This is a genomic window from Falsiroseomonas sp. RANM36 (assembly GCF_056682175.1).
In genome coordinates this window covers 74035-86759 of the sequence record NZ_JBWXTD010000005.1, presented here as the reverse complement: position 1 = coordinate 86759, position 12725 = coordinate 74035, and the positions used below count along the sequence as shown (strand labels likewise).

Annotated in this window: 13 protein-coding genes and 1 pseudogene; 4 read left to right on the top strand and 10 right to left on the bottom strand. The window is 70.8% G+C overall.

Going from position 1 to position 12725, the window contains the following annotated elements:
* From AC1MIR_RS18345 to AC1MIR_RS18330, 4 genes are all read left to right on the top strand, one after another.
* Positions 1 to 879: FkbM family methyltransferase (locus AC1MIR_RS18345; RefSeq protein ID WP_480029638.1), on the top strand; the 879-nt coding region annotated here is incomplete at its 5' end.
* 195 nt (positions 880 to 1074) lie between these two features.
* Positions 1075 to 2106 (top strand): amino acid ABC transporter substrate-binding protein, encoded by a 1032-nt coding sequence (locus AC1MIR_RS18340; RefSeq protein ID WP_480029637.1) that lies wholly within the window; start codon positions 1075 to 1077, stop codon positions 2104 to 2106.
* 105 nt (positions 2107 to 2211) lie between these two features.
* Positions 2212 to 3396 (top strand): amino acid ABC transporter permease, encoded by a 1185-nt coding sequence (locus AC1MIR_RS18335; protein ID WP_480029636.1) that lies wholly within the window; start codon positions 2212 to 2214, stop codon positions 3394 to 3396.
* Positions 3397 to 3400: 4 nt separating this feature from the next.
* Entirely contained in the window at positions 3401 to 4477 is a 1077-nt protein-coding gene (locus tag AC1MIR_RS18330) for an amino acid ABC transporter permease (RefSeq protein ID WP_480029635.1), read from the top strand.
* On the opposite strand, the gene AC1MIR_RS18325 is transcribed toward AC1MIR_RS18330, so the two are convergent.
* From AC1MIR_RS18325 to AC1MIR_RS18280, 10 genes and pseudogenes are all read right to left on the bottom strand, one after another.
* Positions 4474 to 5196 (bottom strand): SDR family NAD(P)-dependent oxidoreductase, encoded by a 723-nt coding sequence (locus tag AC1MIR_RS18325; RefSeq protein ID WP_480029634.1) that lies wholly within the window; start codon positions 5194 to 5196, stop codon positions 4474 to 4476. The genes AC1MIR_RS18330 and AC1MIR_RS18325 overlap by 4 nt on opposite strands.
* Positions 5196 to 6677: an amidophosphoribosyltransferase gene (purF, locus tag AC1MIR_RS18320; protein WP_480029633.1), complete on the bottom strand. Its 1482-nt coding sequence runs from the start codon at positions 6675 to 6677 to the stop codon at positions 5196 to 5198. The genes AC1MIR_RS18325 and purF overlap by 1 nt, the downstream gene beginning before the upstream one ends.
* A gap of 9 nt (positions 6678 to 6686) precedes the next feature.
* Positions 6687 to 7244 carry a CvpA family protein gene (locus AC1MIR_RS18315; RefSeq protein WP_480029632.1) on the bottom strand — a complete coding sequence of 186 codons (558 nt, stop codon included), beginning with the start codon at positions 7242 to 7244 and terminating at the stop codon, positions 6687 to 6689.
* Between the two features lie 38 nt (positions 7245 to 7282).
* Positions 7283 to 8704 (bottom strand): DNA repair protein RadA, encoded by a 1422-nt coding sequence (gene radA, locus AC1MIR_RS18310; protein WP_480029631.1) that lies wholly within the window; start codon positions 8702 to 8704, stop codon positions 7283 to 7285.
* Between the two features lie 76 nt (positions 8705 to 8780).
* Entirely contained in the window at positions 8781 to 9227 is a 447-nt protein-coding gene (locus tag AC1MIR_RS18305) for a type II toxin-antitoxin system HicB family antitoxin (protein WP_480029630.1), read from the bottom strand.
* 10 nt (positions 9228 to 9237) lie between these two features.
* Positions 9238 to 9441, bottom strand: coding sequence for a type II toxin-antitoxin system HicA family toxin (locus AC1MIR_RS18300; RefSeq protein ID WP_480029629.1), 204 nt, complete (start codon positions 9439 to 9441; stop codon positions 9238 to 9240).
* Between the two features lie 102 nt (positions 9442 to 9543).
* The gene (locus AC1MIR_RS18295; RefSeq protein ID WP_480029628.1) at positions 9544 to 10347 is read right to left on the bottom strand and encodes an ABC transporter ATP-binding protein; all 804 of its coding nucleotides are present in this window, start codon (positions 10345 to 10347) and stop codon (positions 9544 to 9546) included.
* A complete protein-coding gene (locus AC1MIR_RS18290; RefSeq protein ID WP_480029627.1) occupies positions 10344 to 11129 on the bottom strand; it encodes an MlaE family ABC transporter permease in 786 nt (261 codons plus the stop codon). The genes AC1MIR_RS18295 and AC1MIR_RS18290 overlap by 4 nt, the downstream gene beginning before the upstream one ends.
* 4 nt (positions 11130 to 11133) lie before the next feature.
* Entirely contained in the window at positions 11134 to 12207 is a 1074-nt protein-coding gene (gene alr, locus AC1MIR_RS18285) for an alanine racemase (protein ID WP_480029626.1), read from the bottom strand.
* A pseudogene (locus AC1MIR_RS18280) lies at positions 12208 to 12645 on the bottom strand (DnaB-like helicase C-terminal domain-containing protein); the annotation flags it as partial.
* Between the last annotated feature and the right edge of the window lie 80 nt (positions 12646 to 12725).

Sequence of the window (12725 nt, the reverse complement as noted above, 5' to 3'; positions counted from 1 at the left end):
GCCGGCGCCGCTGCGCAGCACGAGCCCGGCTCGCTGCTGACGCTCGACGAGCTGCGCGCGGCGCCGCCGCGGGCGCTGCTGCAGGCGGCGGTGCGGGCGCGCTGCCAGACCGTCACGCTCGACCAGCACACGGTGCTGTGCCGCGTGCTGGGGAAGTACAAGTTCCTGGTGGACAGCCGCGACCTGGGCCTCGCGCCGCATCTGATGCTCGACGGCTACTGGGAGATGTGGTGCACCGAATTCATGCTGCGCTGCATCCGGCCCGGCCAGGTGGCATGGGATGTCGGCGCCAATCTCGGCTACTACGCGGTGCTGATGGCCGACCTGGTCGGCCGGCAGGGCAAGGTGCTGGCGCTCGAGCCCAATCCCAGGCTCGCGCTGTTGTGCGAGCGCAGCCTCGCGCTCAACGGCTTCTGGCACACCGCCGCGGTCCGCCGGCTGGCCGCGTCCGACCGCGCCGGCACGCTGCGCTTCCGCGCCGCGCTGTCCGATCCGAAGAACGGCCGCCTGCTGCCCGAAGGCACGCCGCCCCCCGCCGCCGAGGACGAGGAGGACACGCTGGAGGTCGCCGTCCGGGCCGCGCCGCTCGACGACGTGGCGGAGGGGAAGGTGGACTTCATCAAGATCGACGTGGAGGGCGCGGAGGAGCAGGTCTGGGCCGGCATGCAGCGCGTGCTCGACCGCAGCCCCGACATCACGGTGCTGATGGAGTTCAACGCCCTGCGCTGCGATGCGCCGGAGGAGACGCTGCGCGCCATCGCCGACCGCTACCGGCTGCGCGAGCTCGGCTTCGACGGCGCGCTGCACCGCGTCACGATCGCCGAGATCCTGCCGCGGCAGGAGGACACGCTGCTGGTGCTGAGCCGGGGCGATCCTTGACCCCCGGCGGCCGGTGCCCGCTGCCTGGGCGCCGGCCGCGCAAGGATGCGGCAGGCTGCCCGTAGCCGGGGCGGCGCCGCAAAATTTCCCAAACATGAAGCGTAGATTGCGCTCTTGCAATTTTGCGGTCGCGCTGCGATGTGCGCGGCTTCGCGGCCGCAGCCCTTCGGCCGCCGGGAGACGAGGGAGAAACCGATGAAGTTGACGATGCTCGCCGCGGCCGCGGCGGCGGTGATGGCGTTCGGCGTGAACGACGCGCTGGCCGGGCGCGACCTGGACCAGATCAAGCAGCGCGGCACGCTGCGCTGCGGCGTGCAGGGCCCGTCCAACCCCGGCTTCGGCGTGCCCGACAGCCAGGGCCGCTGGGGCGGCTTCAACGTCGAGATCTGCCGCGCCATCGCGATCACGATCTTCGGCGACCCCTCCAAGGTCGAATTCGTCCCGGTCACCACGCAGAGCCGCTTCCCGGCGCTCTCCGCGGGCGAGGTGGACGTGCTGTCCAACAACACGACCTGGACGCTCACGCGCGACACCAACGTCAACCGCTTCAACCAGCCCGCCATCACCTTCTATGACGGCCAGGCGCTGATGGTGCCCCGCCGCCTGAACGTGACCAGCGCCCGCCAGCTCGGCGGCGCGACGGTCTGCGTGCAGCCCGGCACCACGACCGAGCTGAACATCGCGGACTTCTTCCGCGCCAACAACCTGCGCTTCACGCCGGTGGTGATCGCCGACCTCGACGAGATCCGCCGCGCCTACGACAGCGGCCGCTGCGACGTCTTCACCAACGACTTCGCCGCGCTGGCCGCGCAGCGCACGCTGCTGACCCGCCCGGCCGACCACGTCATCCTGCCCGAGCGCCTGTCGAAGGAGCCGCTGGCCGTCACCATCCGCCAGGGCGACGAGGAGCTGACCAACATCGTGGCCTGGACCACCTTCGCCCTGATCGACGCCGAGGAGCTCGGCATCACGCAGGCCAATGTGGAGCAGATCGCCGGCTCCTCCACCAACCCCGTCGTGCGCCGCCTGCTCGGCGTCGAGGGCAACATGGGCGAGAGCCTGGGCGCGGCGCGCCCCGACTATGTCCGCCAGATCATCCGCACCTTCGGCAACTACGGCGAGATCTTCGAGCGCCACCTCGGCACGAACACGCCGCTCGGTCTGGAGCGCGGGATGAACAACATCTGGACGCGCGGCGGCCTGCTCTACGCCCCGCCCGCGCGCTGAGCGCGTGACATCGCCCTCCCCCGCCTTGCGGGGGAGGGCCGGGATGGGGGCCATCCCCCCACCCCCCAGTTCCCAGCCAGGCCACCGACCACGGATCCCCCGCGCATGAGCAGCACGACATCCGCCGTCATGCCGCCGGCGCGCGGCCTGATCCCGCTGCCGGGCTCCGCCCGCGGCCTGCTCATCCAGGCGGGCCTACTGGTCGCGGTGATCGGCCTCGGCTGGTGGTTCTGGTCGAACGCCCAGGCCAACATGGCCGCGCGCGGCCTGCAATTCGGCTATGGCTTCCTCGACCGCTCCGCCGGCATCCCGATCGGCGAGAGCCCGATCGAATACACGCCCGCCGACACCTATCGCCGCGCGCTGACCGTCGGCCTGCTCAACACGCTGCGCGTCGCCGTGGTCGGCATCGCGCTCTGCACCGTCTTCGGCATCCTGCTTGGCCTCGCGCGGCTCTCCTCGAACCCGCTGCTGCGCGGCCTGGTCGGCGGCTACATCGAGGTGATCCGCAACACGCCGCTCGTGCTGCAGCTGGTGTTCTGGCACGCGGTGCTGCTGCAGCTGCCCTCGGTGCGCCAGGCGCTCAACCCGCTGCCCGGCGTCTTCCTCTCCCAGCGCGGCGTGAAGATCCCCGCCCTGCTGGCCGAGCCCGCCCTCTATGCCTTCCTCGCGGCCGCGGTCGCCGGCGCGATCGGCTGGTGGCTGCTGCTGCGGCGCGAGCGCGCGCGGCAGGTCGCGACCGGGGAGCGCCGCCCGACCGTGCTGCCCGGCCTCGCCATGCTGTTCGGCTTCCCCGCGCTCGCCCTCGCCGCGGGCTTCGTGCCCACCGTGGAGTGGCCCGAGCTCGCCGGCTTCAACTTCGAGGGCGGGCTCTCGCTCTCGCCCGAATTCTTCGCGCTGCTGATCGGCCTCGTCGTCTACACCTCCGCCTTCATCGCCGAGATCGTGCGCGCCGGCATCCAGAGCGTGCACAAGGGCCAGTGGGAAGCCGCCCGCGCGCTCGGCCTGCCGGGCGGGCGCATCATGCGCCTCGTGATCCTGCCGCAGGCGCTGCGCGTCATCATCCCGCCGCTGACCTCGCAATACCTGAACCTGACGAAGAACAGCTCGCTAGCGGTCGTCATCGGCTATCCGGACCTCGTCAGCGTGGCCAACACCTCGATCAACCAGACCGGCCAGGCGATCGAGGTGATCAGCATCTTCATGGCCGTCTACCTGATCATCAGCCTCGTCACCTCGGCGCTGATGAACTGGTACAATTCGCGCGTCGCGCTGCTGAAGGAGCGTTGATCCGATGAGCGCGACCACCGCCCCCGCCGGCCCCGCCTTCCCCGAACGCGCCGCCGCCTTCCTCCGCACCTGCTTCGCCGGCCCGGTGAACAGCGTGATCACCCTCGCCTGCCTCGCCGTGCTCTGGCTCGCCGTGCCGCCGCTCTGGGCCTGGGCGGTGACCAACGCCACCTGGGACGGCAACGCGCAGGCCTGCCGCGCCGCCGGCGGCGCCTGCTGGGCCTTCGTGCGCGAGAAGTTCTGGTTCTCGATCTTCGGCCTCTATCCCTATGAGGAACGCTGGCGGCCGGCGACGATGATCGCGATCCTGGTCGCGATGGTGATCGCCTCCACCATCCGCCGCTTCTGGGGAGGCTGGCTGCTGCTCGGCTGGGCCGTGGCGGCGCCGGCGATGTGGCTGCTGATGCAGGGCGGCGTCTTCGGCCTCTCCTACGTGCAGACGCGGCAATGGGGCGGGCTGACCATCACCGGCATCATCGCCGTCTATGGCCTGGCGCTTGGATATCCCCTGGCGATCCTGCTCGCGCTCGGCCGGCGCAGCGAATTGCCGCTGCTCCGCTGGTTCTGCACCGCGGTGATCGAATGCGTGCGCGGCGTGCCGCTGATCAGCCTGCTCTTCATGGCGGCGATCATGCTGCCGCTCTTCATGCCGGAGGGCGTCACCATAGACCGGCTGATCCGCGTGCTGGTCGCCTACACGCTGTTCACCGCCGCCTACATGGCGGAGGTGGTGCGCGGCGGCCTGCAGGCGATGCCGCGCGGACAATACGAGGCCGCGGACGCGATCGGCCTCGGCTACTGGCAGAAGATGCGGCTGGTGATCCTGCCTCAGGCGCTCACCATCACCATCCCGGCGCAGGTCAACACCTTCATCGGCCTGTTCAAGGACACGACCCTGGTGGTGGTGATCGGCGTCTTCGACTTCTTCACGACGCTGCGCGCGGCGCTCGGCGACCCGAACTGGCTCGGCTTCCCGACCGAGGCCTATCTCTTCGCCGCCGGCGTCTACTTCGTGCTGTGCTTCGCGATGAGCCGCTACTCGCAGAACCTGGAGCGGACGCTGCGGCCCGAGGCGCGTTAGGCCTGCGGCGCGATCTCCACACGCGCGCCGTTGCGCGTCTCGGACGGCAGGCAGAGCGCGGCGAGGCCGGGCGCGATGGCGGCGGGCTGCGCCAGCGTGGCGGGATCCTCGCCCGGGAAGGCGAGCGCCCGCATCTTGGTCGCGACGATCCCCGGATCGGCCAGGTTCACGCGCAGCGTCGTCTTGGTGACCTCCTGCGCCCAGGTCTGGACCAGGTGCTCCATCCCCGCCTTGGCAGCGCCGTACATGCCCCAATAGGCCTTCGGCCGCAGCACGCGCCCGGTCGTGACGAACACCGCCCGCCCGGCATCGGAAGCGCGCAGCGGCGGATCGCAGGTGCGGATCAGGCGCCAGGCCGCGGTCAGGTTCACCGCCATCACCTCGGCCCAGTCGCGCGGCTCGACATGCGCCACCGGCGTCAGCTTGTTCAGCGCGCCCGCGTTGTGGACCAGGATGTCCAGCCGGCCGAAGCGCTCCACGACGGACGGCCCCAGCATGTCGAGGTCCTTCTCCTGCTTCTGCAGGTCCATCGGCAGCAGCGTCGCCCCGCGCCCCGTCGCGGCGCGGATCGCGTCATCCGTCTCCTCGAGCCCGCCCTGGGTGCGCGCCACCAGCACGCATTGCGCGCCGAGCCGGGCGAGTTCCACCGCCAGCGCCGCGCCGATCCCGCGGGAGGCGCCGGTGACCAGCGCCACGCGGTCCTTCAGGGGTTGTTCCATCACGAATTCGCCGCGGCCAGCAGGGAGACGGGGCGCTGCGCGTTGTCCTGCTGGTCGAGCAGCGGGATGGCGTAGTCGCCGGTGAAGCAGGCGTCGCAGAAGGCCGGGCTCGCCGCGTCGCGCCCCGTCTGGCCGAGCGCGCGATAGAGCCCGTCCAGCGAGATGAAGGCCAGGCTGTCGGCGCCGATGATGCGCGCCATCTCCGCCACGTCGTGCTTCGCCGCCAGCAGCTTGCTCCGCTCCGGCGTGTCTATCCCGTAGAAGCAGGAATGCGTCGTGGGCGGGGAGGAGATGCGCATATGCACCTCGGTCGCGCCGGCGGCGCGCACCATCTCCACGATCTTGCGGCTCGTCGTGCCGCGCACGATGGAATCGTCCACCAGCACCACGCGCTTGCCCTCGATGATCGCGCGGTTGGCGCTGTGCTTCAGCTTCACGCCCAGGTGGCGGATCTGGTCGGTCGGCTCGATGAAGGTGCGGCCGACATAATGGTTGCGGATGATGCCGAGTTCGAAGGGAAGCCCCGCCTCGGCCGCATAGCCCATCGCCGCCGGCACGCCGGAATCCGGCACCGGCACGATCACGTCGGCCGCGACGCCGCTCTCCCGCGCCAGCTCGGCGCCGATGCGCTTGCGCGTGTCGTACACGGGCGTGCCTTCCACGATCGAATCCGGCCGCGCGAAGTAGATGTACTCGAAGATGCAGAAGCGGCTGGGCTGCTTCGCGAAGGGTTTCAGGGAACGCAGCCCGGCATCGTCGATCACCACGATCTCGCCCGGCTCCACGTCGCGCACGAACTCGGCGCCCACGATGTCGAGCGCGCAGGTCTCGGACGCCAGCACGTAGGCGCCCCGTGGACCGCCCGCGGGCAGGCGCCCGATCACCAGCGGCCGCACGCCGAGCGGATCGCGCGCGCCGAGCAGCGCGCCGTTGTGCAGCGCCACCAGGCTGTAGGCGCCCTGCACCTGCTTCAGCGCGTCGATCAGCCGGTCGGTGACGGTGGAGTAGAGGCTGATGGCGATGAGATGGACGAAGACCTCGGAATCGGTGGTGGACTGGAACAGGCAGCCACGCCGCACCAGGGCGCGCTTCAGCGTGTGCGCATTGGTCAGGTTGCCGTTATGCGCCACCGCGAAGCCGCCGAACTCGAAATCGGCGTAGAGCGGCTGCACGTTGCGCAGCGCCGTCTCGCCCGTCGTCGCGTAGCGGTTGTGCCCGACCGCGGCGCGGCCCGGCAGGCCGGCGATCACCGCGGCGTCGCCGAAATTGTCGCCGACCAGCCCGCGGCCCTTGTGGGAATGGAAGACCCCGTTCTCCTCCATGGAGACGATGCCCGCCGCCTCCTGCCCGCGATGCTGCAGCGCGTGCAGGCCGAGGGCGGCGAGCGCGGAGGCATCCGCGCTGCCCCACACCCCAACCACGCCGCATTCCTCATGCGGCTTGTCGTCGTCGCCGGGGTCGTGTTCGGCCGTATGGTCCATCGTGGTCCTTCAGGTCCGGCTGCGCGCCGGCGGCCGGAGTATCTGATCGAGTCCCGGTTGCTGCGCGCCCTGCTGGGGCAGCAGCGGGCGGAAATCGGGCGGCAGCTTCTCCACCACCCACCGCGCGCCCTGCTCGGCGAGCGGCAGGCTCCGGGCATCCCGCACCGGATCGGGCCAGCGTTCCATCGCCGGCACCGCCAGCCCGCCCACGATATAGGCAAGCACGACCACGAACGCACCCCTGGCCAGGCCGAAGACGAAGCCGAGGGCGCGGTCCACGCCGCCGAGCGCCGATCGCTGCACATGGCCCGCGATCCAGTGGATCAGGATCTTCAGCACGACGAGGACGACGAGGAAGATGCCGCCGACCGCGACGCCGGATGCCAGCCATTCCGGCTGGACATAGGCCGCGACCATCGGCGTGACGGCGGGCGCGCCGAACAGGCCGGCGATGGCCGCGCCGAGCCAAGCGCCGACGCCCAGCACCTCGCGCACCATTCCGCGAAAATAGGCCAGTCCTGCCGAAAGAAGCAGCACGGCCAGGACCACGCCATCGACCCAGGTCATCGCGCGGGGGGTATAGCGGGCGGGGTGTGGGGTGTCACTCAGCCGGTTGCCGGCGCGGTCGCATCCTTCTTCCGCCGGACGGTGCCCGCGGCGAAGGCCGCCACCAGGTCCGCCAGATGCCCGGCCTCCTTGAGCGTCAGCCCGGGCACGGCGGGCAGCGGCGCGTTGCCGCGGGCGATCCGCCGCGGCAGGGTCGCGGCCTCGAAGCCGAGTTTTCGCGCCTCGCGCAGCCGCGCCTCGGCCTGCGCGACCTGGCGCACCTCGCCCGACAGGCCGATCTCGCCGAAGAAGACCATGCCGGGATCGGTCGGGCGGTCGGTCGCCGCACTCACCAGCGCCGCCGCCACCGCGAGGTCCGCGGCAGGCTCGGCGATGCGCAGACCGCCTGCGACGTTGAGGAAGACGTCGTTCATGCCGAGCCCCATGCCGCAGCGCGCCTCCAGCACCGCCAGCAGCATGGAAAGCCGGCCGGAATCCCAGCCCACCACCTGCCGCCGCGGGCTGCCGCCGGCCGAGGGCGAGAGCAGGCACTGCACCTCCACCAGCACCGGCCGCGTGCCCTCGATGCCGGCGAAGACCGCGCTGCCCGAGACATTGCCGCGACGCTCGGCCAGGAACAGGGCGGAGGGGTTGGCGACCTCCATCAGCCCCTGCTCGGTCATCTCGAATACGCCGATCTCGTCGGTGGCGCCGAAGCGGTTCTTCACCGCGCGCAGGATGCGGAACTGGTGGCCGCGATCGCCTTCGAAATGCAGCGTGGCATCCACCATGTGGGCCAGCACCTGCGGCCCGGCCAATGTGCCTTCCTTCGTCACATGGCCGACCAGCACCAGCGCGAAGCCGCGGGTCTTCGCCAGCCGGATCAGCTCGGCCGCGCAGGCGCGCACCTGGCTGACCGTGCCGGGTGCGGAATCGAGCGCGTCGAGCCAGACGGTCTGGATCGAATCCATCACCACGACCGCCGCCTCGCCTTCCGCCTCCAGCCCGGCGGCGATGTCGCGCAGGCTGGTCGCGGCGGCGAGGCCGAGCGGGGCCTTGGCAAGCCCGAGCCGGGCGGCGCGCAGCCGCACCTGCTCCACCGCCTCCTCGCCCGAGACATAGAGCGCGCGGCGGCCCGCGGCGGCGATGCGGGCGGCGGCCTGCAGCAGGATGGTGGACTTGCCGATCCCCGGATCGCCGCCGACCAGCACCGCCGAGCCCGGCACGAAGCCGCCGCCGAGCACGCGGTCGAGCTCCGCGATCCCGGTCAGGATGCGCGCCGGCGGCGCGGACTTTCCTTCCAGGCCGACGAATTCCAGCCGCCGCCCGCCGGCCGCCTTGGCCGCAGGGCCGGGGCCGCGCGCCTCGGCCACTTCCTCGACCAGCGTGTTCCATTCGCCGCAGGCGTCGCAGCGCCCCTGCCATTTCGGCGCGACGGCGCCGCAGGCCTGGCAGACGAAACGGGTGCGATCCTTGGCCAAGTCTGCCCTCTGGAACGGGACGGGAACACGAAGCGTGATAACCCGCCCAGCGCGAAGAATGAAGGGCGTTTCGGGATCAGGCCCGACGGCGGCGCGGCGGCTCCCTGTCGCGGCGAAGCCAGTTCCGCGCCGCTTCCGCCAGAAGCCCGGACCGGGTGAAGCCATGACTCGCCGCCGCGCGGTCCACGCGCTGCAGCAGCCCCTCATCCATGGTGATGTTCACGCGCACGCTGCGCCCCGGCAGTTCCAGCGGCACCAGCACATGAGCAACGACCTCGCTCTCCTCCGGGTCGAGCCAATCGGGCACGATGCCGGGTGCGGAGGGCTCCGGCAGGTCCTCGCCGTCCGCGACCAGCGCTTCGGCATGCGTCGCAAGCGCCTCCAGCGCCATCACTGCGGCGTGGCGCGCATCGTCGCCCTGGCTTGTGCAGCCCGGAAGATCGGGGAAGACGACGCCGATCGGCGCGTTGGCCGGCGCGCCAGCGTCCTTCACGAGAATGGCCGGATAGACCTGGGTGGTCACGCGATCCTCGTCATTTGCGCTTCGGCAGAAGGTTCAGGCCCGCCTGCTTCTCGATGGAACGGACAACGCCGATTGTCAGGTCGCGACTGCCATGGAAGGGAACGGTGACCTTTCCGGGCTTGTCCGGGTGCCGGAAGTTGCGGTGACTGCCTTTGCCTCCAACCTCAATCCAACCTGCTGCCTTGAGCAGGTGCGTAACGTCGGAAAAACGCACGTGTGATGTCCCCCATTTCCAGGACGTTTGCGCGTCTCTCCTCCCCAGGACTCGTTTTCTTTGCGCACTTTATACACACGTTAGGCAACCTGTGCAAGCAACCTACTTCCGCAGCTCCATCTGGATCGGCCCCTCGCGCTCCCCGCGCGCGAACTGGTCCACCATCGCGTTGCCCGTCTCGCCGAGCGTCGCCGCCGCGCCACGCCACACGATCTTCCCGCGATGGATCATCGCCGCGTCGTCGCCGATCCGGCGCGCGCTCGCCATGTCATGCGTGATGCTGACGGCCGTAGCACCCAGCCGCTTCACGCAATCCACGATCAGCCCGTCGATCACCGCGCCCATGATGGGATCGAGCCCCGTGGTCGGCTCGTCGAAGAAGATGATGTCCGGCTCGGCGGCGATGGCACGCGCCAGGCCCACGCGCTTCTGCATCCCGCCCGAGAGCTCGCTGGGGTAGAGGTCGCCCACGCTCGCCGCGAGGCCCACCTGCGCCAGCACCTCGGCCGCCTTGTCGCGCGCGGCGCGGCGCGTGATGCGGTTCTGGGCGAGCAGCTTGAAGCAGACATTCTCCCAGACCGGCAGCGAATCGAACAGCGCGCCGTTCTGGAACAGCATGCCGATCCGGTCGTTCACCGCCTCGCGCTCGCGCCGCGAGAGCGTCGAGAGGTCGCGCCCGTCGATCTCGATCAGGCCGGCATCGGGCGTGATCAGCCCCAGGATGCACTTGATCGTCACCGACTTGCCGGAGCCCGACCCGCCCAGGATCACCATCGAATGGCCCGCGCGGATGTCCAGGTCCACGCCGTCGAGCACCACCTTCGGCCCGAAGCTTTTCGCCAGTCCGCGCAGCCGGATCTTCGGCGTCGCGCCCTCGGCGCGCGGGACATCCTCCGCGCCGCTCATCGCGTGAACATCATCGCCGTCAGCACGTAGTCCAGCGCCAGGATCAGGATCGAGCTCGACACCACCGCAGAGGTCGTCGCCCGCCCCACGCCCTGCGCGCCGCCGCCCGAATTGTAGCCGCACCAGCAGCCCATCAGCGTCACCACGAAGCCGAACACCGCCGCCTTGATCAGGCCCGAGATCACGTCCCAGTTCTGCAGGAAGTCGAAGGTCGCCTTGAGATAGGCGCCGGAGGCGAAGCCGAGCTGCTGCGTGCCGATCAGCCAGCCGCCCATCACGCCCAGGATGTTCGCCACCACCACCAGCAGCGGCAGCGCGATGGTGCCGGCCACCAGCCGCGGCGTGACGAGATACTTCATCGGGTTGGTCGAAAGCGTCGTCAGCGCGTCGATCTGGTCGGTCACGCGCATCGTGCCGATCTCGGCGGCGAAGGCCGCGCCGATGCGCCCGGCCACCATCAGCCCCGCCAGCACGGGGCCCAGTTCGCGCGTGATGGACAGCACCACCACATTCGCCACCGCCCCTTCCGCATTGAAGCGCGCGAAGCCGGTGTAGGATTGCAGCGCCAGCACCATGCCGGTGAACACCGCCGTGAGCGCCACCACCGGCAGGCTGAACCAGGCGATCTCGATGAAGGCGCGCAGGAAGAGCCTGCCGTAGAAGGGCGGGCGGAACAGGTGGCTCACCGCCTCCGCCGCGAACAGCGCCACGGCCCCGGCGCCGCGCAGCACGAGGATCGCCGCGCGGCCGAGTGCGGCTGTCAGGTCGAGCGCACGATCCAAGGGCTCAGGCGCCTTCATGGAGGCGGAGGTAGCGCGCCCCGAGCGAGGTGAGGATCTCGTAGCCGATGGTGCCGCAGCGCGCGGCGACGTCGTCGGGCGTGTTTCCTGCCCCGCCGATCAGCAGCACGCGTTCGCCCGGCGCGGCCTCCGGCACATCGGTCACGTCGAAGGTCGTCAGATCCATGGACACCCGGCCAATGAGGGGAACGGCCCTTCCGCGCAGCAGCGCAAGCGACCGGCCCGACAGCGCGCGAAGGTAGCCATCGGCATACCCCGCCGCAACGGTCGCGATCCGCCGCGGCCCCGCCGCCTGCCAGGATGCGCCATAGCCCACCGTGTCGCCGGCGGCGATCTCCCGCACCTGCAGGATCTCCGCCTCCAGCCGCACCGCCTGGCGCATCGGGTTCGGCGCGCCGGGGGTGGGGTTGATGCCATAGAGCGCGCAGCCCGGCCGGGCGAGCTCCGACCGGAAGGCCTCGCCCAGGAAGATGCCGGAGGAATTGGCGAAGCTGCGCGGCACGCCCGGGGCGATGCGGCCGGCGGCCGCGGCGAAGCGCGCGCGCTGGACCTCGTTCAGACGATGGCCCGGCTCATCCGCGCAGGCCAGGTGGCTCATCACGAGGAGCAGCCGCACCCCATGGAGCATCGCGCGATCCCCGGCCAGCCTGGCCTGTTCCTGCGCATCCAGGCCGAGGCGGGACATGCCGGTATCGAGATGCAGCACGGCGCGGCTGCCGGCGCCGGCATGGGCCGCGACATCGCCGAGATGGTTCAGCACCGGGACCAGGCCGGCATCCTCGTCGGCGCCGGGCGGGAAGCCGTCGAGCACGACGATGTCGGCGCCGGGGCCGAGGGCGGCGCGCAGCGCCATCCCCTCCGTCAGATGTGCCACGAAAAAGGTGGTGCAGCCCGCGTCCCGCAGCGCGCGGGCGACCTGGCCGGCGCCGAGGCCATAGGCATCCGCCTTGACCACGCCGGCGCAGGGCGCGCCATGCCGCGCCACGAGGTCGCGCCAATTGGCGACGATGGCGGCGAGATCGACGCGAAGGACGGCCTGGCCGGGACGGGCGGGGATCACCTAGTCCCCATAGCCCCCGTCATGCTGCGTATCCAGGTCGCCGAAGCGGGTGAACTCGCCTTCGAAGAACAGCCTGATCGTGCCGGTCGGACCGTGGCGCTGCTTGGCGATGATCAGCTCCGCCTTGTTGTGCGCCTCCTCCATGTCCTTCTGCCATTTCTCGACCGCCGCGCCGAATTTTTCCGAGTTGTCGAAGGACATCTCCTTCGGCTGGCGCTGCGCGAGATAGTACTCGTCGCGGTAGATGAACATCACCATGTCGGCGTCCTGCTCGATCGAGCCGGATTCGCGCAGGTCCGAGAGCTGCGGCCGCTTGTCCTCCCGGCTCTCCACCTGGCGCGAGAGCTGCGACAGCGCGACCACCGGCACCGACAGCTCCTTGGCGATGGCCTTCAGCCCCTGCGTGATCATGCTGATCTCCAGCACGCGGCTTTCCGGCCCCCGGCCCGCGGCCCGGCCCCGCCGCGGGCCGGGGGACCCCCCCCCCCCCGGCCCGGCCCGGGTCCGCCACCCCCCGC